Below are 23,902 nucleotides of genomic sequence, written 5' to 3'. Positions count from 1 at the left end.
CCACTCGTGACCGCACGCATCTTCTGGTTTCTTCCCACCGCAGGCGACGGCCGCTCCATCGTCGGCGCGTCCCACGCATCCGGCAATCTCCGCGAACCCGCCGGCTTTCGTCGCCCGTCGCTTCGCTATCTCACCGAGGTCGCCCAGGCCGCGGACCGACTCGATTTCGAGGGCGTGCTGACTCCGACGGGAACGTGGTGCGAGGACGCGTGGCTGACCACGGCGGCGCTCCTGCAGAGCACCCGACGGCTGAAGTTCCTCGTCGCCTTCCGGCCCGGTCTCACGCCGCCCACGTTGGCGGCGCAGCAGGCGGCGACGTTGCAGCGGTTCTCTGAAGGGCGAGTGCTGTTCAACATCGTCACCGGGGGCGACGACGTCGAGCAGCGCCGTTTCGGGGACTGGGCCGACCACGATCGGCGCTACGCGCGCACGGACGAGTTTCTCGGACTCGTCCGCCGAATCTGGACCGAGACCTCGGTCGATCACGAAGGCGAGTTCTTCAAGGTCGCCGACGCGAGAGTCTCGGAGGCACCGGATCCGTTACCCGAGTTCTGGTTCGGTGGCTCCTCCGATCCCGCGCTGGCCGTCGCCGCGAAGCATGTACAGACGTACCTGACATGGGGTGAGCCGCCGGCCGACGCCCGCGCGAAGATCGAAAAAGTACAGGCGTTGGCAGATGCCGAGGGCCGCAAGCTGACTTACGGCATCCGCCTGCACACAATCAGTCGCGACACGTCCGAGGAGGCCTGGGCCGTCGCGCAGAAGCTCCTCGACGAGCTTCCCGAGGAACAGGTGTCTGCGGCGCACGCGCTGCACTCGTCGTCGCAGTCCGAGGGACAGCGCCGAATGGCCGCACTGCACGGCGGCAGCAAGGACTCGCTCGAGATCTACCCGAATCTGTGGGCCGGTGTCGGCCTGGTTCGCGGCGGTGCCGGGACGGCGTTGGTCGGTTCGCACGAGGAGGTCGCGAACCTCATCGGGGAATACCACGATGCCGGGTTTGACGAGTTCATTCTCTCGGGCTACCCGCATCTGGAGGAGGCGTATCACTTCGCTGAAGGTGTTCGACCCATCCTCGACGCGCGAGGAATCACCGTTCCCGCCAGATAGATTCGCGCGCCGTCGCCGGTTTCGACATCGCCTGCTGGATCGACAGTGCGACTTCGGAGACCGACGACCACCGCTGCCCCGATTACGGCGGTGGCCGTCCCGTACTCTGAACATGCGCACTACGAGAGACGAGATGGCATGAAAGCACTGGTATTCCGCGAGTACGGCGGCCCCGAAGTCCTCAAGATCGAGGAGCTTCCGGATCCGAATCCGGGATTCGGTGAAGTGGTGGTCGATCTGAAGGCGACCGCGCTCAACCACGTCGACATCGATGTGCGCGAGGGCGTCTCGCGCTTCGACTTCGCGATGCCTCACACCTTGGGCCTGGAGGGTGCCGGCGTTATCTCCTTGGTCGGCGACGGTGTGGATCCCGCTCGGATCGGCGAGCGCGTAGCGGTCTCGTACATCCGCACCTGCGGCCACTGCGAGTGGTGTCAACGGGGCATGGAGAACATCTGCGTCAACCGCAAACTGCTCGGCGAGCACATACCGGGCACGTACGCGCAGAAGATCCTGACACCCGCCGACCATTGCCTGACACTTCCCGATACCGTCGACTTCGGTGAGGCGGCGGCCTCGCTCAGTGCGTTCGGCACCGCCTGGCACGCGCTCATGATCCGCGCCGAGGTGAAGTTGGGAGAGACCGTGCTGATCCATTCGATCGGGGGTGGCGTCGCATCGGCTGCACTTCAGATCTGCAAGGCTGCCGGCGCGACCGTGATCGGTACGGCCAGCCGAGACGACAAGTTGTCTCAGGCGACCGCTGACGGTGCCGATCACGTCATCAATTACACGACAACCAATGTGCGCAACGCCGTCGACGAGATCACCGGGGGCCGAGGGGTCGAGCTGGTCTTCGACGGCGTAGGAGGGACAGCCTTCACCGAGTCGATGTTCATGCTGCGCCCGTACGGCCGTCTGGTGTCGATCGGTGCTCACGCGGGAGAAGTCGTCGAGTTCGACATCATCGAGTTCTTCCGCCGCCAGATCTCCTACATCTCTTCGCATACCCAGACGCGCGACGAGATGCGTACTGTGCTCGATCTCGTCGGCAAGGGGGTGTTGCGCCCGCGTATCAACTCGCGTTATGCCCTGGATCGCGCCGGGGAAGCGCACGAGGAGCTGGCTGCGCGTACCGCCTACGGGAAGATCATCCTCGACATCGATTGAGGAGAGCGTTGGTGGACGCGATGCCGTCTCACCTTCAGCAGGCACGCCCTGGACCCGCTGAGTGCAGTCAGCCGATCGCCTCGTACACCGCGCGCACGTACTGCTCCGCCCGGTCGGAACCGATGATTCCCGGCCCCATTCGGTTCATGACGTAGGAGATGGTCAGCTTCGACTCCGGGTGCATTACGGTCAGGGATCCACCCCATCCGCCCCAGAAGCAGATCTTCCCGTCAGGGATGTAGGGCACCGATTCCTGTTGTGGCAAAGCGAAACCCAGGCCGAAGCGCAACGGGATGCCCAGGGCGAGATCGACTCCGTTGGACTGCTCCTCGAAGATCGAATCGATCGCGCCGGGGCTCAGCAGGTGTACGCCGTCGACGGTGCCGCCTCGGGAAATGACCGACAGGATTCTCGCGACCGATCGTGCATTGCCGTGCCCGTTCAACGCGCCCATGTCCGCGGCACGCCATGCCGGCGTATTCGCGGAGGAGGCCTGCACCAATGGGCCGAGGAACGTCTTGCGACGCACCATCGTCGGATCGGGCGCGGCATCATCGGTCGGCGGGGGCGGTGGAACGACGTCGGCGATCCGGGACCGGTCGGACTCGGCGGCACCGATCTGGAAGTCGGCTCCGAGCGGACCGGCAACCTCGTCGGCGACGAACTGCCGCAGCGACTTTCCGGTGACACGACGGACGACTTCTCCGATCAGGTGGCCTTGGCTGGCCGCGTGATACCCCGACGTGGTGCGTGAGTCCCACCACGGAGCCTGTGCAGCCAGACGCGAGGTCGACAGCTCCCAGTCGTAGAGGTCCTCTTCGCTGAACGGTCGATCCCAGCCGGAGACGCCGGAGGTGTGCGACAACAGGTGCCGAACCGCGATGTCCTGCTTGCCGGCGGCTGCGAACTCGGGCCAGTAGGTCGCGACCGGCGAATCAGGATCGAGCACCCCACGGTCGATCAGCATCAGCGCGGCCAGGCACGTGACCATCTTCGTCGTCGACCACACGTTGGTGATCGTGTCCGACTCCCACGGCAGGCGGCGCTCGGTGTCGCGATAGCCGCCCCAGAGGTCGACGGCGGTATGGCCGTCGATGTCGACCACGATGGACGCGCCGAGTTCTGCCCCACTGTCGAGGTTGGCGGCGAGCGTGTCGCGCACCGCAGCGAACTCGGGATCGCAGTGACCGTCAATTGCCATGTGATGCACCCAGAACACGGTGGACGGCGAGTTCCACGTAGCCGTCGGCGACGTCCTCGATGCTCAGCTCGCCGCCGTCGTGGAACCAGTTGCTGATGCCGTTGAGCATGTCGGTCAGAGCGAACGACGCCAGCCGCGCATCCGGGACGGTGAATTCGCCGCTGCGCATTCCGGCGGTGATCACGTCGCGCACGCGTCGTTGATATCGGCGGCGGTAGTCCTCGATGACGGTGCGGTGCTCCGGGGTGAGCGAGGCGAGCTCGTGCAGTCCGACGATGTATTCCACCCGTCGACGGTTCAGATGCACCAGGTGCGCCCGCACCAGAGACGAGAGGCGCTCGGTTGGGGTTCCGGCCGCGTCGAGCAGTGGCAGATTCTCCTCGGCCGGTTCCTGTGTGACCGTCAGGCAGATCGCGAACAGGATGTCTTCCTTCGAAGGGAAGTGGTGGTAGAGGCTGGCACCCTTGATGCCGACCGCGTCGGCGATATCGCGCATGCCCACGTTCGAATAGCCCTCACGCGCAAAGATATTTGCGGCGTTGGCGACGATGTCGTCCCGTCGTTGCCGCGTGCGGACCTGACGGGGTAAAGCTGTGACCTCGGACGGCTGCGTCATACGGTTTCCTCGACCGCCGCCAGCAGTCGCAGTTCACGCTTGAGGATCTTCCCCTGCGGGTCGACGGGCAGTTCGGCCACGATGTGTACCGATTTCGGGGCCTTGTACGACGCCAACTCGGTGCGGCAGTACTCGATGATCGCGGCCGGGTCGGCTGTCACTCCGTCGCGGGCGATGACGAAGGCTGTCACGGCCTCGGACCAGTACGGGTCGGGAACTCCGACGACGGCGGCACGCAGCACGTCCGGGTGCGTGTGGATGGTGCGTTCCACTTCCTGCGACGACACGTTCATCCCTCCCGACTTGATCATGTCCTTCATCCGATCGTAGAAGAACAGGTTGCCGTCGGCGTCGATACGCACCATGTCGCCGGTGTGTACCCAGCCGTCCCTGAATACCTCGGCCGTGCGCTCCGGGTCCTTGAAGTAGCCGAGCATCACCGATGGAGTGCGGCAGAGCAATTCGCCGATCTCGCTCTCGTTGCCCGCGGGGTCGACCACCTTGATCTCGAGGTGGGTGACGGGCTTCCCGATCCACGACGCGTCGCCGTCGGGAATGTCGTCGAGTGTCGAGAACCAGCCGACCGAGCCGAGCTGCGAGAGTTCCGACTGCCCCCAGTACGTGCCCCAGATGGCCTCGGGTGCCGCGGCGGCCCAGGCGCTTATCGTGTGCGGTGACACCTGGCCACCGTAGGTGAGGCAGCGTCGAACCTGGCTCACGGACTCGGGGCCGAACTGCTCGTCACGAGCCAGCGCCAAATAGAACGTGGGGGTCTGCGCGATGACGGAGATCTTCTCGGCGGCGATGATGCGCAGCGATTGCGCCGGGTCGACCGTCGCGGGCAGTACGAGGGTGGCACCCATCAGCGTGAGGGTGGTCATCGAGCCGAGTCCGGCGATGGTGTGGAAGGGCATGACGAACAGCCAGGTGTCTTCCGGTCCGGTGCGCAGGCCCCAGCTCCACGCGGGCGCGGTGGAGATGAGGAAGTTGCGGTGCGGGATCATCACGCCTTTGGGGGCCGCTTCGGTACCGGAGGTGTAGATGACCATCGCGACGTCGTTCTCGTCCATCTCGACGTCCGGTTCGGTGGACGGGGTGTTCGCCGTCAGTGCGGCGTATTCGGAGCCGAACGTCACCAGGGTGGTGGTCTCCGGCTTCACCGAGGAGATGATCTCGGCGTAGGCCGGATCTGCCACCACCACAGTCGGTTCCGCGTGTTCGAGTTGGTGCTTCACCTCGGGTGCCCGATACATCACGTTGATGCCGGTGAACGCCGCCCCGGCCTTGAGCGTGCCGTAGTACGCCACCACTACATCGACGCTGTTACGAGCCATCGATGCGACGCGGTCACCCGCCGTCACCCCGAGATCGACGAGCAGGTTGGCGAACTGGTTTGCCCGAGAATCGAGTTCGCCGTAGGTGGTGACCGCGCGGGTGCCGTCCGCCGCGTAGCTGATGAACGCGACCTTGTTCGGCTGCGTCCGCGCATGGCGACGCAGTTGATCGCCGATGGTGGCGCGGCCGATCGGTGAGCGATGGTGGATGGCAGTACCGGGCACGGCGGACTCCTGAGGTCAGAACTGGGTCAGAGGGCGGGGGAGAGTGCAGCGGAGTCGAACATCGGCTGCGAAAACGTCTCTGCCGCAACGATCTGTTCCACCGGATCACGAGTGAGCTTGCGGGGGAACGACTTCTCCGGATATCCGACGGCGATGTGCGCGGCGGTGATGTAGTCGTCCGGGATGCCGAGCAGTTCCCGAATAGCCGGTTCCTCGTGGCACAGCAACGTCGTCACCGCGGTCGCGACGCCCTGATCGCGCAGGCTCAGGCACAGGTTCTGCACCGTGGGGTAGATGGATGCGCCGCCGACGACGGAGAGTCGGCCGAGTTCGTGGTCGGTGGGGTGCAGTCCGTCCAGAGCGGCACAGACCACGACGATGGCGGGCACCTCGGCGAGGTGGCGGGCGAAGTAGTCGGCGTCCTGCACGGTCTTGGGCAGGGCACCGACAGCGACAGTTCCGCCGGTGATGCCGGCGAAGTAGGCGTCCCACATCGGCAGGTAGAGATCGGCGAGGGCCTGCTTGCGGGCGGCGTCCCGCACGACGATCCACCGCACGGGCTGACGATTGCCGCCCTGCGGGCCGAAGCGGGCGACGTCGAACGCGGCCTTGAACACCTCGTCGGGAACAGGATCGCTGAGGTACCGCCTGCAGGTGCCGGTGGTGCGCATCGCCTCGGTGAGTTCCATGGGTGTGTCCCTTCGCCTGTCCGCTGTTAGGTAGTGCCCTGAAGCATTGTGTGGCGTGGACCACATTGTCAAGGGTCAAAAAGCTGTGAATATCGAGATCGCGAAACCCTTGCGTCATATTGCCTAACCGTGGTTAGTTGGGCTGTCGGAGTCGGATGGAGCAGCTCGCAACAGGAGGTACCGGTGTCCACAGACGCAGCAACGGCAGCGGAAACCGTGGGTCGGATCGATCGAGATCGGCTCTCGCGCGCTCTCACCGCAGCCAACCTGCCGACGCTGGTCGCGGTGCTCTATCAGTTGACCGGCAATCCCAAGTGGCTCGCCGATCCGTATCGCCCGACGCGCAGTCGGGGCATGGACAACAACGACACCGGCGGATTCGACGACGCCGTTGCCGACCGCATCCGTTCCGCGGCCCTCGATGCGATCTGCGCGTTCCACGACGGCGCGCCGATGGCGGTACCCTCGCCCGATTCGGAGCACCTCGTCGAGATGATCAGCGTGGCCGTCGGTGAGCAGGTTCCTCCCGAGTTCGGTGTCATGGTCGCCGAGGACATGGGTTTCACCGCCTCGGACACTCCCGTGGCCGCGCCGAACGATCTCTCGGTCATCGTGATCGGTGCCGGCGTGTCCGGCATGCTCGCTTCCATCAAGCTGCATGAGGCGGGCATCAGCCACACGGTGCTCGAGAAGAACTCCGACGTGGGCGGCGGCTGGTTCGAGAACACCTACCCCGGTGCCGGCGTCGACACCCCCAGTCACCTGTACTCCTACTCCTTCGCGCCGCGGGCCTGGAGCACGCACTTCGGCAAGCGCGACGAGGTGTGGCAGTACCTCAGCGATGTCGCCTCCGATCACGATCTGCGGCAACGCATTCGCTTCGACACCGAGGTGGCGACCGCGGAGTACGACGCGCAGAGGCAGGGCTGGACCGTCACGACGGTCGACGGCGAGACGTTGACCGCCGACGTGGTGATCACCGCGACCGGTCAGCTCAATCGGCCGAAGGTGCCCCATATTCCTGGGCTCGACGCGTTCGAGGGGCCGATCTTCCACACGGCGAACTGGCCGGCCGATCTGGATCTGACCGGCAAGCGCGTCGCCATCGTCGGAACCGGGGCCAGTGCCATGCAGGTACTGCCGGCCATCGCGTCGACGGTGGGGCATGCGACGGTCTTTCAGCGCTCGCCGCAGTGGGTGTCGTCGAGCGATGTGTACTTCACCGAGATGGGCGACGACGCCAACTACCTCATGGATGTCGTTCCGCTGTACCGGCTCTGGTATCGGACCAGGCTGGCCTGGAACTTCAACGATCGGGTGCACAGCTCGCTGCAGGTCGATCCCGAGTGGGAGCATCCGCAGCGCTCGATCAATCCGATGAACGACGCCCATCGACGGGTGTTCACCCGCTACATCGAAGCCGAGCTCGACGGCAGGCCGGATCTGATCGAGAAGTCTCTTCCCGATTACCCGCCCTTCGGTAAGCGGATGCTGCTCGACAACGGTTGGTATGCCGCGCTCAAGCGCGACAACGTCACCCTCATCGCCGACGCCGTCTCCTCGATCACTACCAACTCGGTTGTTGCGCAGAATGGTTCGGAGACCGAGGTCGATGTGGTGATCCTCGCGACGGGCTTCGAGACGCACAAGCTGCTGACGCCGATCGACGTGCGCGGACGATCGGGGGAGTCCATCCGCGATATCTGGGGCCCGGAAGATGCGCACGCGTACCTCGGCATCACCGTTCCCGACTTCCCGAACTTCTTCATCACCTGCGGTCCAGGAACAGTACTGGGCCACGGCGGCAGCTACATCACCATTGCCGAATGCCAGGTGCGCTACATCGTCGATGTGCTGATCGACATGGTGGACAAGCGAATCGGAGCCATCGAGTGCAAGGCCGACGTGGAAGCGGAGTACGTCCGCAAGCACGACAAGGCGCACGCCAAGATGATTTGGTCTCACGGCGGCATGGACAACTGGTACCGCAACGACGCCGGACGCGTGGTCTCGACGCTTCCGTGGCGCATCGTCGACTACTGGGAGATGACGCGACGGGCCGATCTGAACGACTTCGTGATGGAGGCTCGACTCGACGAGGCTCGCTGATCAGCGGGATGTCCCCTGAAAGCCGTTGGTAGCCGAGACCGTTTGGACCCATACCGCCGACGATGTCCGGATTCCATGCAAGGCTCGAGGTGCACACCCGAACAATCGAATGGAGCGCGCGTCGATGGAACGAACGGCAGTCAACCCGGTGCGATGGTCGGTGGACATGGGATTCAACCAGGGGGAGATCGTCTCGGGGCAGGCCCGGACGCTCTATCTCTCCGGCCAAACAGCGACGGGCGATGACGGCTCACCTCAGCACCCCGATGACATGGGCGCGCAGTTGTTCCTGTGTCTCGACAACATGGAAGCCGTTCTTGCCGAAGCAAATATGTCCTTGGCGAACCTCGTCCGGCTCAACGTCTACACCACCGATGTCGACGCGTTGCTGCCGCACTACGGCGACTTGGCGGCGCGGCTGGGCGCGGCGGGCGTCAAGCCGACCAGCACTCTGCTCGGGGTCACCCGACTCGCGATCCCCAGTTTGCTGGTCGAACTCGAGGGCACCGCGGTCGGGTAGATCGACTACTGGGACATGACGAGGCTGGCCGCGACCTCGTCATGGAGGCCCGCCTGGACGAGGCTCGCTGATCAGTTGGATGTCGCCTGCTGCATCGACAACACGAATCCGTGTCCGCCGCCCGCGTCGCAGATCATCGCTTCGACGCGGGAGAAGCAGGTGAATCCGTTGAACGTGATGGATGTGTTGTATTCCAACGGTTGTGCGTTCTCGACACCGAATTCGCCTTGGTTGAAGCATGTCGGCGTCACCTTCCCCGGAGTCATGTAAAAGCCCTTGCCAAGTTGGTCGATGGTGAACGACGGGGTGACGCAGTTCGCGCCGTCGGGTATCGGAGCATCTGCTGCCTGGCAACCGGACGAGAATTCAATGTCGCCGATCTTGCAATAGATGTTGCCCGACGGCGACTTCCAGCCCACCTGATTGCCGTACGCGCTGTATCGAGCCGGGTCGACGGGGGTGATAGGTGCGGTGTTGTTCGCGGGGTCGGAGGCGGTCGGGTTCGATTCGGTCGCCTGTGGTGCTTCTGCCACACCTTCCGCGTCGCCACCGGTGGAATCGGTCGGCGCAGCAACGGTCACCTGCGGAGGTGCCGGCATCTGCACGCCCACGTCGGTGGACGGGGCCGGATCAGCAGCAGGTGTTTCCTGACTGCCGCACGCCGTCAGTGCAGCTGTGGTGAGCACTGCGGTCAGCGTGAGTTTCCAGAACCCCCTCATCAGAACGCGATATTGACGTCGCGGGAGATCATGAAGCCTCGGTCGCCGTCGTAGCAGGTGATGCCTGCCTCGTCGGAGCGGCAGAATGTGCCGGTCACTCCGATGACCTGGCCGTATTCCAGGACTCGAGGGCGTTCAGGTCCGCCGACGAAGATGCCCTGATTGGTGCAGATCTGTTCGACGGTGCCGTCTTGGTTGATCTTCACCCCGTAAGTGTTGTTCTCGGTGTTGAGGCACTCGCGGCCGGTGTTGCCCGGCACCGAGTAGCGGACCTGGCAGCCCACGATGGTCCCGGGCGCATTGGAGGAGTTGAATCCGCAGAACACGTTCCCGCTGGGGGACTGGAAGAAGTATTGGCTGCTGGCCTGCTCGAAGTCACGTGCATCGACGTTGGCCTCGTCACGGTTGGGCGCGGGCGCTACGGCTGGTGGGCCCTCGGCGGTGGGTATTTGCGGTGCCGGGGTGATCACGTCGGGAGCCTGCCCGAATCCGCCTGAGCCGCTGCCACCGTCGGAGTCGGAGTACGCGTTGGCCGACGGAGCCGCCGCGCTGGTGACGGTCGCTGCTTCGGCGCTCGCCTGCTCCTCGGAGCCGCAGGCGGTGACTGCGAATGTAGTCGCTGCAATCACTGCGGAGGTGGCCACGATCGTGCGGACGTGCCTCATTCGATGGTCCTCACCGGTGGCTGCGGAGTGCATCACCTCTGATCAGTGAATCGAACGGGCCAAGTGGTCTGTTAACGTCGTTCGTGTCACGACCCCGTCACGAATCGGTATACGAGCGGTCTTTTTGTCGCTCTGGCTGCGAGGGTGGGTCGGGTAAGACTCAAGAACCACTTGATGTTTCAGGTTCAACCTGGAGTTCTTGGTTCGATGTCATGAACGATCCGGTATCCGATTGTGCGACATGATCGAAAGGCGTGCTGTATGCGAAAGTCATTGCGGCGAGGGGTCGTATCGATCGCACTGACGATTCCCCTGATTCTGGGTCTCGGCGCGGGAACGGCCGTGGCAGCGCCGCAGACCACGCTGCTCCAGATTCCGGTGGTCACCGGTTTTCAGATCGCACCGGGCGCAGTGCCCGGTGGGCTGTTCCAGACCATTCCGATGAAGGCCACGGTCGGTACCGAGCCGGGTGTTCTGCTGTTGTCCGCGGCGAATATCGCGCCGTATGCAGACCAGTATCCGTACCGAAGTCTCGGTGTGAACTGGCGAAACTGGGACATCGGCTTCCGTGGAAGCGCGGGACTGCGGCATTGGCAGGACAACCCCAACCCGGGCCCGCCCAACGACCTGCCGCCGCTACACAGTGAGCAGTACCCGCGCGAAGTAGCTCTGCCCACCGGAAGTGGCTGGGTCGAGATCACCGTGACGCACTACCGCGACTACCACTACGGCGAGCCCTACGCCGACACCCTGATCCCGGGCAAGGGTCTGATCTACGTCCCCTGATCCGAACGCGTATCGAAAGGCACACAATGCGAACATCTTTACGACGCGGAGTAGTTGCGCTGGCGCTCGCCGTGCCAGTGGTTCTGGGTGTCGGCGCTGGGACGGCAACGGCGGCACCCTTGACGTCCGAGCTTCTGGTTCCTGTCGTCACGGGGCCGGAGTTCGGTCCGGCCGGTGTCCCAGGCGGACTCGTTCAGACGATTCCGATCGAGGCGACAGTAGGTGAGAAGCCGGGTGAGGTGCGCTTCGCGGCCGCGGCGATCAGGCCGTACTACTACCAGTTCAATTACCGCTTCCTGACGGTGAACTGGCGCAATCTCGACACCGGAGCCGTCGGAGCGGTCGATCTGCGGCACTGGGAAGCCCTCGAGAACCCATCGCTACCGATCAACGCGGAGCCGAGATATCCGGTCAATCTGCCTCTCGAAGTGACCGCGCAGACCGGGGCGGGCCCGGTGGTCGTGACGGTCACTCACAATCGGGAGCAGTGGCAAGCCCCGCCGGCATCGAACGCTCTGATTCCCGGGTTGGGTGTGTTGTTCGTGCCGTGATCCGACGGTTGCGCGACGGGGTCAGGTACCCAGATCGCCAGCGATATCCGCGGCAGCGAGCATCGAGACAAGTAGTGGCACAACTCGTTTGGCGGCGATTCGATAGTCTCCTCGGCCGTGCTGCTCCACGATGTTCGCCGAACTGAGCGTCTTGAGATGGTGATAGATCTGACCGGACGAGCCCACTCCCACCGCCGCGTGCAGATCCGCCGCGTTCGCCGAGCCGCGCAGCAGTGTCCGTACGATCTGCAACCGCACCGGATGTCCCAGAGCAGCAAGCACTTCTGATGCCGACGGAACGGGTAACTCCACGATGGCGTCGGGAGAGTAGCCGATGTCCCAGCGGACCGTGCCGTGCAGATGGACGTCGCCTTGGTAGGCGATCAGGCCGCCCGTCGACGGGGCGGCATCGAGCTGTTCGGGAGCGTCGCGTCGTTCCAGCTCGGCGACGCGCGCCTCCAACTCTGCCAGTCTCGACTCGAACTCTGCGCTCACACCACGCAGGCTATCCGGTCGAGTACCTCGGGCGAGAACATCGCCTCGACGATGAGTTGCTGCTGTACGCCGAATTGGGTCATGGCCTGTTCGAATCTGTCGGCGGGGAGGCCATCGATCAGCCACACTGCGGTGGCGACCGTTCCGTCGTTGCGGCGCAGCTCGAATCCCTGGGTCAGAACGCCGGCGAGGCTGCCGCCCTTGAAGCCGACCCCGAGAACACCGTCGCCTGCGGGCTGCCATTCCAATTGGCGCACAACGGTGTCGGACGCATCGCCGAAGGTGCCGTCGGTGAAGGCGCGATACATGCCGTTGAGTTGTTCTGCCGAGGCGCCGCGAAAGGTGCTCTGCACTCGGTCGGCTTGTTCCTCGTAGGTCGAGGGTTGGATGGCTGCGCTGACCTGGGACCGGAACTGTGGGTCGAACGCCCACCTCTGCGCGGTCTCCCATCGGTCACCGTCGGCGAGGGCCGGGTCGTACAGCGACAGAATGTCGGTCACCAGACTCGGTACCTGGAAGTTCTCCCACCCTCCGGTGGCGGCGGCATCCATGATCGCTTGGTCGCCGAGTCGATACCGGAGATAGTCGGGAACCGAATTGTCGCTCTCCTGGATCATGGCCGTGACCATGTCGTCGATGCGTACCGTGGCCGCGGTATCTGTGGCTGCAATACCGTCGTTCGCTATGCCCAACCTGTCCAAGGCGGCCGGATGTGCGCCGGCGTCGGTACCGGGTACGTACCAGCGTTCCCAATCGATGAGCGGCACTTGCTCGTTCGGGTCGATGGTGCCGTCCGCGACTGCCTGGGCGTAGGCGGCGAGATGCACCACTTTGATCGCCGATGCGAGCACCTGTTCCTCGTCGGCCCGATGTTCGACGGTTCGGCCGCGACCGTCGTCGATGACAAGGCTGACGGTGTCGGGTGCTTGATCGATGAGCCCGATCCACCCGTCCTCGGTGGCGAGGTCCGTCGAGGTGACGGGAGCGCAGTTCTCCGGCGTTGGAGTGGCGGCACTCGAGTCGGCGGCGGTGGCGCATCCGCCTACCAACAGCACGGCCGCGCAGGTCGTCGAGATCCAGATCGAGCGTCGCATCGAGCTCTCCTATCTGTTATTCCGTAATTACGGATAACTGTAGAAGGTGGTCGAGTGTCCTGACAACCCCGCTTCTGATGTCCATCCAATGCCTGTCAGTTCCGACAGTGCATCGGTGGGGATGGCGCGGTAGCACCCGCAGCCACGTCTGCCGGTGTCGTGTTGTCGAAATACTCTCCGTAAGTAATGCTTTCGCGCGAGATGTCGTACCGATTGTCGATGCCAGTCGGGTGAGGAAAGTGAGGCTGCCGAGGACGCCGTGAACGATTCACGACCTGAACGACTGTGTCGCCTCGTCTGTCGTGCTGTCCGCTCGCCGAACGAGGTGGCCGGTCGCGCGAACGGCGAACAACAGCCCGATGACGGTAGCCCCCACTACGTCGCTCGTGCGTTAGTCCGCATTGTTGGCACATACGCGTACGAACTCGCTCTGTGGGATCGGTCGATCCCGCACGATGAGTTCTCCCGACGTGCCGTCGGTTTCGCGGAGGTCGTCGTCTTGGACCCTGTTGACGATCGAGCCGCACACGACTCGGTTGTTTCCTACGCTTTCAGTGGACACCGAGAAAGGAGTCAGCAGTGCCCACCCGGCGGAAAGCAGGGCGGCAGTAGCGATCAGGCCACAGGCCAGTGCCCACAGTGTGCGCAGCTTTTGCGGCCGTCGCATCCGCCACCAGCAGTAGTTGGCCGCTCCGCCGAATGCGGCGAGCAGAAGCCACCATTGCCAATCCGAGTGGAAGACCAACCAATACGTGGACACCACGAGGATCACCCAGAATGCCGTGGTGAACCATCTGGGATGCACCTGACCGAGTCGCCCGTGCAGCTGCATGCTCATCGCTACATCATGGCCGCTTGCCGGCCGGGGCGTCGTCACGAGCGGGCGGAAGTCGGTCTGGGGTGCGTGGGTACTCGACCGTTCAGAACAAGGTGGGCGCGGTGTAGCGACCGTTCCGTGCTTCGTTCAGTCGGGCGCTCCAGCGCTGCACGAGCCACATTTCGACGAGCTCGGGGCTGGTGCCGATGTCGGTGGCCCAGTGGGTGATGAGTTCGACGTAGCGGTCGTAGCGGCGACGAGTGAATCCGGTGACGGACGGATCTTCGAGCCACCCTTCGTGGATAAGTGTCGAGACTCCGTATTGGTCGATCAGCTGCGCCGGGCCGCCGTAGACCGACGCCTTCACCGCCCACAGGAACGTGGCCATCAAGGACATTCCGACGCCCGGTGCGTCGGGCCAGCCGGACCAGGTCGAGTTCGGATGTTCGGGCACTACGCGGTTGCGGACGCAGCTGTCGAGCACAGCCAGAGTCTTGGCGACGGGGTTCTCGTCGGGACGGCTGAGGTGCGGATTCATGACGTCGGGGAATCGCCGCATCGCTCTGCGATGCCGGTGACTGCCCTGCCAGGCCGCGCAGAGAAACAGCAGTCCCAGCGAATCATGTTCGCCTACAGCCAGATCGGTTCCGATCCGAAGATCGTTGCGCTGCACAGTTGCGCCACCGTACTCGACGATTTCTCCGTCGAGGTTGCGGCCGCGTAGCCGGAGGTCATGACCTGCCCGGTCGAGGTGGCCGTTCCACCAATCCAGGTCCACCTCCACACCGTCGTCGAGGACATGCAGGTCGTAGCTGCGGTGCTGACACCACTGCACACAGGCCGTGGGAGGCGGGAACCCCTCGTCGAGTCGTGACATACCGCCATCGAAGCATCGGGTACCGACACACTCCGTGGCGTTTCCGAAGTCCCTGCGAACTGTCGGTCCCATATGGAACTGTGGGGTCTGGTTAGCCATCAGAACGAACAGGGGAGTGCCGGTGACCGTTGCCGACAATGCTGTCGACAGGCCACTCGTCGACTTGGTGATCGACGCCATCGACGCGGACAATGACTTGTCCGACGAGGCAAAGTACTTCGTTCTTGCAGCCCTGGAAGGGCCGACAGCACTGCAAGAGCTACTCGACGGCATCTCGACCCCGCACGTTCCGGAGCCGTCGGGTAGCCAGCTCGTCGAAGAGCCGGTCGGTGCGTTTTTGACCTCGATCACTGTCGCGGGATTCCGCGGTATCGGGCCCAAAGCGGCGCTGGAGCTACACCCCGCGCCGGGCATCACGATCGTCAGTGGCCGCAACGGATCGGGCAAGTCGAGCTTTGCCGAGGCCCTCGAATTCGCGATCACCGGTTCGAGTTACCGCTGGGAGAACAAGGCCAAGCTGTGGGCTGATACATGGCGCAATCTGCACCAGGGAGACCCGTGTGAAGTACGGGTTGGGCTCACGATCGAAGGATCCGAACCGACGGTCGTCGGTGTCGACTGGACTTCAGATGCCGCGCTGAAGGGATGCTCCACCTGGACTCAGGTGGGAAAGCAGAAGCGCAGCAACGGTACCGACGCACTCGGCTGGAAGTCTGCCGTCGAATTACATCGCCCGATCCTGTCCTACGACGAAATCGGCGGACTGTTCGACGCGACGCCGTCCACCCTGCACGACGCCCTGGCCAAACTCCTCGGACTCGACGAGATCACCGATGCCGAGAAGCGACTGGTAGCGGTACTCAAGGAGATCAAGGGGCCCCGGCAACGAGCAGCGGAAAGCCTGCGCCAGCTCAAGACCTCGTTGTCGGATGCGTCGGACGATCGTGCGAAAACTGCTGCAGACCTTGTCAAGAAGCGGGTTGCGGATCTCGACGCGGTGCTGGCGCTCGCCACCGGAGCCAACGCATCGGCATCGCCCGCGCTTATCGGTTTGAAGCGGCTCACAGCGCTGAGCGCCCCGACGCAGCAGCGTGTCGACGAGGTGGTGGCCGAGCTCCGGGCAGCTGCGGCCGATACCGCGGATTCGGCTGATGAGGCACTGTCGGCGGTGGAGCAGCGCAACGATCTGCTCGATGCGGCCCTGCGACTGCACAGTGAGACGGGCACTATCGAGTGCCCGGTCTGCGCGACGGGGACGCTCGACGATGCGTGGGCCGAGCACTCGCGGGCGCAGCTTGCCGAGCAGAGCCAGAAACTGGCCGCCTACAAGCACAGCCGCCGCCGACTCGACCAAGCACAACGTGCCGCAGTCGAACTGGGGAACGGAATCGCCGACGCCACCGCAGTGGAGGGCGTCGACTTGCCTTCCTTGTCCGAGTATCGAAAGTCCGTCGCCGTCGTGCGAGAGCAACCGTCGAGTTCTTCCGGTGTGGCGGATCACTTGGCTACGACGATCCCCGCGGTTATCGAGTCTGCTGAGGCACTGCGCACCGAGGCCACGGAAGCGGCGGCTCAGCGTGAGGACACATGGGCACCGATTGCTGGACGTCTGGCCGCGTGGGCCACTCTCGAATCCGCGGCGCGAGAGGCGGATGAGGCCGTCAAGAACGTCGACACGGCCAAGAAGTGGATTGCCTCGCATGCCAAGCAATTGAGGGATCAGCGGCTTGCTCCGATTGCCGAGCAGGCGCGCGATATCTGGGCGGAGTTGCGCCAGGAAAGCAATGTCGACATCGGTGCGATCAACTTGGTGGGCCACAACACCAGCAGGCGAGTGGTGATGACCGGCTCGGTCGACGGCGTGGAGTCCGAGGCACTGTCGGTGATGAGTCAGGGCGAGCTGCATGCGTTGGCATTGGCGCTGTTCATACCGAGAGCGACTACGCCGAACAGTCCGTTTCGATTCATCGTGCTGGACGACCCGATCCAGGCGATGGATCCGGCGAAGATCGATGGCTTCATCAAGGTGCTGTCGACGCTCGCGAAGACCAGGCAGGTCATCGTGTTCTCGCACGACGACCGATTGGCCACTGCGATCAGGCAACTCGCGGTCGACGCTCGGCTCGTCGAGGTCATGCGCGAACCAGGTTCCAACATCAGCGTTTCCGAGACTCAGAATCAAGCGACCCGCTATTTCAACGATGTGCGGGCATTGGTGTTGGACGAGAATGTGCCCGAGGACGTCAAGCGGCGAGTTGCACCCGGCTTGTTCCGATTGGCTCTGGAATCGGCCGCGCAGCAGGTGTTCTACGCAAAGCAACACCGGGCGGGGGAGTCTCGGATGGTGACCGAGAAGCGGTGGTCGGCAGTGCACAAGACGCGCAACAAGATTGCTCTGGCCGTGCACCAGGATTCCGAACGTGACCTATCGCAGTGGCTCGGGTTCCGCACCGAACGCTTCCCAACGCTCCACATCGCGAATGCCGGCACTCACAACGGTTCGGATCGCCCGATCACCTGGGAAGTGGTCAACGACCTGAAGAAGATGGTCGACGGGATTCTCGCCGAATGACTGCTGCAACGTCGCCGGCGGTTGTGTTGAGAAATGCCGAACTGCTGCTCGACGGAAATCATGGTGCTGCAGGCGGATCCGCGCGTCTAGCCGCGTTCCTCGCCCGCCAGGCGTTGGAGGAGTTGGTAATCGAGCGTTGCGTGGCGTTGGGCGTGGACATCGAGCGACCGAGCATGCGATCGCGGCTGGTGATTTTGAGGTCGTTGGACACCACGGAACGCGCGGACGCCGCGTCGGTGGCGTGGAACAGGCTGAGCAATGCCTGCCACCACCATGCGTACGAATTGGCACCCACGGTGGCGGAAGTGCGGCACCTGTGCGAAGTGGTTGCTGTGCTCTTGAACGGTGAATGAATGCGACCAAAGGAGATGGTATGGAAATGAACAAGAGCTTTTTCGTACTGTGGAACGGAAGTGACGAAGGCCTCGATCCTTCTGTTCGCGAGGAGATGATCGAAGAAACCGCTGCGGGTCTCACTTATCCGGATTTCTGGAGCTTCGGCCAAGGCTATGGCGATCCCCTGGTAGGGGATCGTCTTTTCATGCTGCGCACAGGCGCAAATCGTGGCGTTGTAGCGGCCGGTGAGCTCATCTCGGACGGCATTTTCCCTGGCGAGCACTGGGGCGACAGCGGCCGCGAAGCAAAGTACGTCGACGTCAGCTGGGACGTGATGCTTGCCGACGAAGACCGCCTACCAGTCGAAGAAGTGCAATCTGCTCTGACCGACTTCAAGTTCCCAGTATTGAACTCAGGTCGGCTGATCAAAGAGCCGTCGGCGTCCGTACTGGCCGAGCTGTGGGCGAGGCACATCGAAGACTTGGGCCGCGCCACCGACAACCCTTGGCTCGGCGGACGCAGAAGTGCTCCCGGCCAGCCCTCATCAAGACGTATTCCGTTGGAGGAAAACCGGATCAAGGAGTATTACGTCGAGAGCTTCTCTTCTTACCGTGCGCGGCGTGCCGAGAGCGAAATGATGCATAGATTCGCGGCCACGCTGGTCAAGCGGAACTCGGACGTGAGTAGCTATCAGATGAAGGTCGATGATGGCGCGCGCTCGCTTCTTGCAGACATTTTTGACCACACGGACAATGTTCTTTACGAGGCCAAGGCATCTAGCTCACGAGAGGCTGTCCGAATGGCGTTGGGGCAGCTACTCGACTATCGAAGGCACATCGATTCGAAACCGGCGGTCTCAATGTTGCTTCCTGACAAGCCGGTCGATGATTTGCTCGCTCTGCTCACGGAGCATGGGGTCGGGTGCATGTACGAAGACTCAGGTCGATTCGTTCAGGAGTTGGCACCGGTGCATCAGCAATGATTCTCGAAGCCAACGGGCTTCGACGCCTTGTCGACGCGCATGTTGCCTACGACGCGGCGGCGTCCGAAGCCTACGACGAGGTCCTGTTCGACGTGGTGGCCCGGGTTGAGGACGCAAAGAGCCTGGGCAAAGCAGACATCGGAGCTTTGCTGTTCTGGAAGCGTTTGCGGGCCGATACCCCGTGGGTCATGGCATTGAACAGAACGCCGGACACCGTGGTTAGACGAGCAACTGGGGCAATGTACGTCGCAGCAAACAACGACGCGGACGATACCGTGGTTGCAGCGGGTGAGGCTCGCAGCGCTCTGAGTGACTTGCCCGGCTTCTCCTCCGGCGACGCGTTGGCGTCGGCTCTGATCCTCGCTGCGGCACCGGAGCGCATGGCTGTTTTCGACAGGCGGGCCGTTGCGGCGCTGAAGGGTCTTGGCGTGAGAACAACAGCGAGTCGCGGGCAGTATCGACGCTACATGCAGATCGTGGAAGACATCAGAACTCAGCTTGCAGCGCAGAACATTACGTGGCTCGCGCGTGATGTCGACAAGGCCTTGTTCATGCTGGGGGGTTGATTCTGTTTTTCGTCAGCTGACGGGTGCGAACTGACGGTTCTCGTTGACTGCGAGATGACAAGCGCGCGAAGTCTGTGGTTCAGGACTCAGTCGAATCATCACTGGGAAGCAGTTCGTCGGGGTAGCGGTACTCGCAGCCGATGGCGCTGGGCTCAATAGCTCCCTGGTTGTCTCGGAACCAGGTGACGCAGGTTTCCGCCGCCAGACGTCGATCTTTGGTGAACAGGTATCCGTCGGTGCAGTCGTCGAAATGAGGGGCGAGGTACCACCGATCGAGCTCGACGTAGTCCGTGGAGTAGTCGGCGAACATCAGGTGTCCGAGTTCCACTCGCGAGCGCCGGACCATGAACACGTCGTCGGCCATGACGATCAACTGGACGCACACCACGTCGTTCTCGTCGTCTTCGCTAGGGATGTAGTCACTCGGCCCGAGGTCGATGATCAGTGCGCACGGTTGATCCGCGAGGGACTCGGTCAGCCACTCGGTCATGTAGTTCCATGTATCGACCTCGATGCGCGCTCCGGACGCGGTGACGAACGCAATCAGTTGAGCGCCGGGCTCGACGGATGCGGCAAAGCCGTGGAGCATCTCTCCCTGGGGGTGGAGGTTGAGATCCTCGCTGTCGTTGCGATACAGAATCTTTGCCGAGATCGGTGCCATGTTCACGTCGTCGTCCTGCGTGACCTCTATCGCCCAACCGGTGAAATCGTGTTCGAGGTCAGTGATGACGACGAATCGCTCGGACGACATGAATGAACCGAAATGCCAACCAGGGGAAACTGTTTCCGATGGAGGTGCGGTAGCCGGAAACGATCCGCTTACAGGATATTCGTGGCGGTAGAATCGTGCGCGACTCACTCGGATGCGGGCAATGGAGAACCCGTTACTCAGGAGGTGCGCGGTCTTGGAGGACATCTCCGCCTCATCGACGCAGTTTCTGCTCACCCTGGGAATGTTCAGCTGAGCACTGCCGCTTCCCGTCGACGTCAGGTACGAGGTCTCCCCGGGCAACGAGTAGCGATCCAAATCCCGACCGGCCCAGGGGTTGGGCACGACCTCGAGCGTGAGGACGCAGTCGTCGGCACGGCTGTCGAGTACCTCCGCAAAGTCCGGTGCCAACCAATGGACCACTTGCTCGCCGTCGTTCCACAGGTCGGTCCGGCAGATCTGTACCGCCAGGATCGGCCAGTGCACTTCGATGTGGCGAGCGACAGCGACGCCGGCCGACCCGGCGGCGAACCACCCGGTGTGTGGGATGTCTACAACGATCTGGGCTTGCCCGGTGCTGCCTGAACGCACCCGTGCGTCAACAAGATTGGGGGCGCTCGCGCGTATTGACTGGAGCGCGGATTCGTCGAACTCGGCGACAGGCAGATCGAGGTCGACGGCCGCCGTATAGCCAGGATCGCCAGGGGGAGTGCCGTCGAGCCCGAACGCTCGCCGTTCGGTCAACGAGTCTGCTTCGTCGACCGTCACGGAATTCCAGTCTTCGTCTTCGTCTTCGTTTTCGATGTTGATCTCGTCGTCGATGATCCAAGCCGAGCGCTCGACGTCGTAGCGTTGGTACGTGTCGAAGTCGGCGTCGCTCACACGAGCGACCGTCACGGTGTGGTCGCCGTCGTACGAGGCGTAGTAGAAGTACTGCGCGCCGCTGATGTCCGTCACGCAGCTATCCTCGTTCTTGTCACACATGCACCGTATCGGAGGGCTACGACGCGAACGCCGGTCAGAAGAATCTGTCACCGATCTCGGGCGATTCACCGAAAACGAAGTGGCAGTGGTGGCACAACCAATACCCACGATTGTCCCACTGCCGATGAGGTTCGCTGTAGAACTCCCATGGTGATTCCGTTGCCGGCAGATCATCGGCATAGGGTCGCGAGACGTAGCCGACCGACCGGCGAAACGAACACCGTGGGCACGGCGGGTTCGCGGAGAACCGGAAGTCCAGATAGTTTGTGAATCCGCCGGCGCTCATCTTTACGTAGCAGTTCGTGCACAGCGCCGCTGACCAGTCCGAATAGTGATCGCCCACATGTGAATTGGCTTCACAGACGTAGGTGTGAATGCGTTCGCGTGCGTCGCTGCGTGCCAGCCCGATGTTTTCGTCGCAGTGCGTGCATTGTCCGCCGCTGTTCATCATGATGCGTGCGGCCTCGGATGTGTTGGCTGATTCGATTCCGGCTTCGTACAGCCGTCCGCCCCATCGCTGAGTCCCCAGAATCTCCAAGAGATAGCTGCCGGTGTCGTGATCGAGGGGCCCCGGATGCGTCGGCAGGGACAGCCACGCGGGTACCGCTGGCAGGGTGACGAGGTTCCATGTGTCGGCGACGGTGAACCGGTCTGTCGCAGAATCCCATCCGATGAGCTCGATGCAGCCGAACACCCGCGGCTGTGTGTCTATCACGGTGATCAGCACATCACCCGGAGACATCCCGTCGTCGTAATTCCACGGGTCGTAACCGCACCTCGGATCCATGAGGGCGATGACGGCGTCCTTCCACGGAGCGCCGAATGCAATGAACGCACGCTGCCCGTCGAAGAGCTGCATCGGATCCGGGGGGATGATCAAGGGGCCTCCTCGGACATTGAGTTAGGTAATTCCTGAGCAGAGGCCATGCCTCGGTTCTACCAGCTGCGACCTGTCGCCCGCAGGCAGTGCGCATAGTTCGACGGATGTTCGTGTCCTCGGGTACCTGCACGGGAACTACCAATCGAACTGCTGCGGGCATCGGTGTCGTGTGCAATCGTCGTTATCGGTTCACCGCGACGATTCGACGGCACGGAAGGGCAGTGGGTGAGCAATGTGGTGCTTAGGCGTCAGTGGAGATATTCGACGCGGTGCTGGCCGAGGGCGAGGAGACCGCGCGAACCTTGGAGAACTGCGCACCTCGAACAGAGCGTTGATCCAGTCGATTCTCGACGGGCAGAATACATTCCGCGCAGGCTTCTACTGCGACCATGCGAGGAGGTGCAATCGCGCAAGCAGTGGGTGCTGCAACGGCCTCGGTGCGTTTCCGGCTGCGGAATGATGTTTACGTGTGCGAGTCTGGACACAGGTTGGGAACCGAGAAAGTTGGAAGGGAGTTCGGTTTGCTTCAGGTTCTACCCAGCAGCAGCCATGAGTCGACCACAGTCTTCGGTCCGCAGATCGCAACCTCGCTTGGAAACCAGACGCGTTGGTCCTGCGTTGCGATAGGCGCTACGCGCGGTTACGGCTGTGCAGATGAGTTGCTTAATCGGCCGGTGCGCTGAGCCATGGTTGACCGCCAGCAAGCTCGCGTTGACAAGATTACCGCGCTGATCGACGCCGGGTTGATTGCAGACGCGTCAGACGTCCTCAAGCGGGATAACCCGTTGCTGACGACAGCGCAACACGATCGATTAAGGCACCGAATCGACGCGGCTAAGCTAGCAAGACAGCTGAGAATCAACGAGACTAAGCTGACAAGACAGCTGCAAGTGAGCAGTACCGACTTGTCGAGACCCGTCGAGGCATCACAATTACAGATTGAAAGTTTTAAACCCCTCACAGCGAAGTCATTCCGGTTGTTGCTTTCGAGAGCACAAGACAGTAGAAGCTTGGACGACGTACTTAGTGCGCTGAATCAGCTTGAACCCGCGGAAGTAGGGCTAATCCGCGCAAGGTTTGGCATCGGCGGTGACGCTCCGCGGACGCACGAGGAGCTGGCAAAGACGACAAAGCTGAGCCTCAATAGGATTCGCATCATCGAGGAACGTGCGCTCGGGAAAATCACGCGCCAACTGTCGACGCTCGGTGTGCTGCCTCCGATCGACGATTTGACGCAATCTTACGGCCATCTGCTCGAGCCGGACCCGGAGGCAAGGGTTGACGATCACCTTCGGTCCGTGCCGATCAATCCCGACAAGGCATCTGCAACCACGATCTCGGAGCCCGATGTTGTCTCGGAGATCGCTTGCGGCGACTCAGCGCAAAGCACCGGCGGCTCGACGTCCGAACCAGTAGAGCAACCCAGTGATGCGTCCGCGGTGAGCAGTTTCCAAAGTGAATGCGACGACCTGCAGGAACTTTTAGACTTGCTCCGTCCGGCCCCGTCTCAAACGCAAGATGCCATGACGCCAGCGGTGGTCACTGAGGACTCCGTGGCAATATACTCGGTTTACAAGGGTATCAAGACAAAGGCGCGGTTGTATCCGACTATCGGCGCGGTGGCTATTTTGGACGGTCCACTGGCAGGTCGTGACTTCGCGACTCCAAGTGGTGCCGCCAAAGCTGTTGTGGCTTACTACAGTCCAAGCATCAATCCTTTGCGAAACGGATGGGCTTTTTGGCTCGTCTACGACGGCTCTGGCAGGCAAATTGCGGTGTATAAAAAAACATAACTATAGCCACGCGACGACTGTCACCCGCCTATTCTTGCAAAGTCGATGGTAGGAGACTAGCGGTGCGCCTGCGAATTTCGTCCCACAAGGGCACCCACTGGT

The 23,902-nt window shown here is 62.8% G+C and carries 23 protein-coding genes; 11 read left to right on the top strand and 12 right to left on the bottom strand.

Going from position 1 to position 23,902, the window contains the following annotated elements; all coding sequences use genetic code 11:
* Positions 1-6: 6 nt before the first annotated feature.
* Both R3P93_RS18180 and R3P93_RS18175 read left to right on the top strand, forming a co-directional pair.
* The gene (locus R3P93_RS18180; RefSeq protein ID WP_300515014.1) at positions 7-1,110 is read left to right on the top strand and encodes an LLM class flavin-dependent oxidoreductase; all 1,104 of its coding nucleotides are present in this window, start codon (positions 7-9) and stop codon (positions 1,108-1,110) included.
* 138 nt (positions 1,111-1,248) lie between these two features.
* Positions 1,249-2,280 carry a zinc-binding dehydrogenase gene (locus tag R3P93_RS18175; RefSeq protein ID WP_300515012.1) on the top strand — a complete coding sequence of 344 codons (1,032 nt, stop codon included), beginning with the start codon at positions 1,249-1,251 and terminating at the stop codon, positions 2,278-2,280.
* Positions 2,281-2,347: 67 nt separating this feature from the next.
* Here R3P93_RS18175 and R3P93_RS18170 read toward each other — a convergent pair whose 3' ends face one another.
* The 4 genes from R3P93_RS18170 to R3P93_RS18155 are packed head-to-tail and all read right to left on the bottom strand — an operon-like array spanning position 2,348 to position 6,345.
* Complete coding sequence (locus R3P93_RS18170) at positions 2,348-3,481, bottom strand: serine hydrolase domain-containing protein (protein WP_317533680.1); 1,134 nt, start codon at positions 3,479-3,481, stop codon at positions 2,348-2,350.
* A complete protein-coding gene (locus R3P93_RS18165) occupies positions 3,471-4,097 on the bottom strand; it encodes a TetR/AcrR family transcriptional regulator (protein ID WP_317533679.1) in 627 nt (208 codons plus the stop codon). The genes R3P93_RS18170 and R3P93_RS18165 overlap by 11 nt, the downstream gene beginning before the upstream one ends.
* A complete protein-coding gene (locus R3P93_RS18160) occupies positions 4,094-5,656 on the bottom strand; it encodes a class I adenylate-forming enzyme family protein (RefSeq protein ID WP_317533678.1) in 1,563 nt (520 codons plus the stop codon). The genes R3P93_RS18165 and R3P93_RS18160 overlap by 4 nt, the downstream gene beginning before the upstream one ends.
* Before the next feature lie 26 nt (positions 5,657-5,682).
* Positions 5,683-6,345 carry a nitroreductase family protein gene (locus tag R3P93_RS18155; RefSeq protein WP_032383742.1) on the bottom strand — a complete coding sequence of 221 codons (663 nt, stop codon included), beginning with the start codon at positions 6,343-6,345 and terminating at the stop codon, positions 5,683-5,685.
* A gap of 183 nt (positions 6,346-6,528) precedes the next feature.
* On the opposite strand from R3P93_RS18155, the gene R3P93_RS18150 reads away from it, so the two are divergent.
* Both R3P93_RS18150 and R3P93_RS18145 read left to right on the top strand, forming a co-directional pair.
* Positions 6,529-8,454, top strand: coding sequence for a flavin-containing monooxygenase (locus R3P93_RS18150; protein WP_317533677.1), 1,926 nt, complete (start codon positions 6,529-6,531; stop codon positions 8,452-8,454).
* A gap of 124 nt (positions 8,455-8,578) precedes the next feature.
* On the top strand, positions 8,579-8,974 hold the full coding sequence (locus tag R3P93_RS18145) for a RidA family protein (protein ID WP_317533676.1): 396 nt from the start codon (positions 8,579-8,581) through the stop codon (positions 8,972-8,974).
* 71 nt (positions 8,975-9,045) lie between these two features.
* Here R3P93_RS18145 and R3P93_RS18140 read toward each other — a convergent pair whose 3' ends face one another.
* Positions 9,046-9,693 carry a hypothetical protein gene (locus R3P93_RS18140; RefSeq protein ID WP_317533675.1) on the bottom strand — a complete coding sequence of 216 codons (648 nt, stop codon included), beginning with the start codon at positions 9,691-9,693 and terminating at the stop codon, positions 9,046-9,048.
* A complete protein-coding gene (locus R3P93_RS18135; protein ID WP_317533674.1) occupies positions 9,693-10,358 on the bottom strand; it encodes a hypothetical protein in 666 nt (221 codons plus the stop codon). The genes R3P93_RS18140 and R3P93_RS18135 overlap by 1 nt, the downstream gene beginning before the upstream one ends.
* A gap of 261 nt (positions 10,359-10,619) precedes the next feature.
* On the opposite strand from R3P93_RS18135, the gene R3P93_RS18130 reads away from it, so the two are divergent.
* A complete protein-coding gene (locus R3P93_RS18130) occupies positions 10,620-11,144 on the top strand; it encodes a hypothetical protein (protein ID WP_317533673.1) in 525 nt (174 codons plus the stop codon).
* Between the two features lie 26 nt (positions 11,145-11,170).
* A complete protein-coding gene (locus R3P93_RS18125; protein WP_317533672.1) occupies positions 11,171-11,695 on the top strand; it encodes a hypothetical protein in 525 nt (174 codons plus the stop codon).
* A gap of 21 nt (positions 11,696-11,716) precedes the next feature.
* Here R3P93_RS18125 and R3P93_RS18120 read toward each other — a convergent pair whose 3' ends face one another.
* The 4 genes from R3P93_RS18120 to R3P93_RS18105 all read right to left on the bottom strand — a co-directional run bounded on the left by R3P93_RS18120 (position 11,717) and on the right by R3P93_RS18105 (position 14,978).
* A complete protein-coding gene (locus tag R3P93_RS18120; RefSeq protein ID WP_317533671.1) occupies positions 11,717-12,190 on the bottom strand; it encodes an ArsR/SmtB family transcription factor in 474 nt (157 codons plus the stop codon).
* Positions 12,187-13,284 (bottom strand): serine hydrolase, encoded by a 1,098-nt coding sequence (locus tag R3P93_RS18115; protein WP_317533670.1) that lies wholly within the window; start codon positions 13,282-13,284, stop codon positions 12,187-12,189. Before R3P93_RS18115 ends, R3P93_RS18120 begins: the two co-directional genes overlap by 4 nt.
* 391 nt (positions 13,285-13,675) lie before the next feature.
* Positions 13,676-14,122 carry a hypothetical protein gene (locus R3P93_RS18110; RefSeq protein WP_317533669.1) on the bottom strand — a complete coding sequence of 149 codons (447 nt, stop codon included), beginning with the start codon at positions 14,120-14,122 and terminating at the stop codon, positions 13,676-13,678.
* A gap of 82 nt (positions 14,123-14,204) precedes the next feature.
* Positions 14,205-14,978: an 8-oxoguanine DNA glycosylase OGG fold protein gene (locus R3P93_RS18105; protein WP_317533668.1), complete on the bottom strand. Its 774-nt coding sequence runs from the start codon at positions 14,976-14,978 to the stop codon at positions 14,205-14,207.
* Between the two features lie 121 nt (positions 14,979-15,099).
* On the opposite strand from R3P93_RS18105, the gene R3P93_RS18100 reads away from it, so the two are divergent.
* The 4 genes from R3P93_RS18100 to R3P93_RS18085 are packed head-to-tail and all read left to right on the top strand — an operon-like array spanning position 15,100 to position 19,434.
* Complete coding sequence (locus R3P93_RS18100) at positions 15,100-17,550, top strand: AAA family ATPase (RefSeq protein ID WP_317533667.1); 2,451 nt, start codon at positions 15,100-15,102, stop codon at positions 17,548-17,550.
* Positions 17,547-17,903, top strand: a complete 357-nt coding sequence (locus R3P93_RS18095) for a hypothetical protein (RefSeq protein WP_317533666.1) — start codon at positions 17,547-17,549, stop codon at positions 17,901-17,903. The genes R3P93_RS18100 and R3P93_RS18095 overlap by 4 nt, the downstream gene beginning before the upstream one ends.
* 20 nt (positions 17,904-17,923) lie before the next feature.
* Positions 17,924-18,868, top strand: coding sequence for a hypothetical protein (locus tag R3P93_RS18090; RefSeq protein ID WP_317533665.1), 945 nt, complete (start codon positions 17,924-17,926; stop codon positions 18,866-18,868).
* Positions 18,865-19,434, top strand: coding sequence for a hypothetical protein (locus R3P93_RS18085; RefSeq protein ID WP_317533664.1), 570 nt, complete (start codon positions 18,865-18,867; stop codon positions 19,432-19,434). The genes R3P93_RS18090 and R3P93_RS18085 overlap by 4 nt, the downstream gene beginning before the upstream one ends.
* 79 nt (positions 19,435-19,513) lie before the next feature.
* On the opposite strand, the gene R3P93_RS18080 is transcribed toward R3P93_RS18085, so the two are convergent.
* Entirely contained in the window at positions 19,514-21,100 is a 1,587-nt protein-coding gene (locus R3P93_RS18080; protein WP_317533663.1) for a hypothetical protein, read from the bottom strand.
* Between the two features lie 61 nt (positions 21,101-21,161).
* Positions 21,162-22,007, bottom strand: a complete 846-nt coding sequence (locus R3P93_RS18075; RefSeq protein ID WP_317533662.1) for a hypothetical protein — start codon at positions 22,005-22,007, stop codon at positions 21,162-21,164.
* Positions 22,008-22,693: 686 nt separating this feature from the next.
* On the opposite strand from R3P93_RS18075, the gene R3P93_RS18070 reads away from it, so the two are divergent.
* Positions 22,694-23,800, top strand: coding sequence for a sigma factor-like helix-turn-helix DNA-binding protein (locus R3P93_RS18070; protein ID WP_317533661.1), 1,107 nt, complete (start codon positions 22,694-22,696; stop codon positions 23,798-23,800).
* Positions 23,801-23,902: the final 102 nt, after the last annotated feature.

Source organism: Rhodococcus cerastii (genome assembly GCF_033042195.1).
Taxonomy (GTDB): domain Bacteria; phylum Actinomycetota; class Actinomycetes; order Mycobacteriales; family Mycobacteriaceae; genus Rhodococcoides.
Note: the sequence above shows the minus strand (reverse complement) of the source record. Positions and strands in the feature narration are given on the sequence as shown.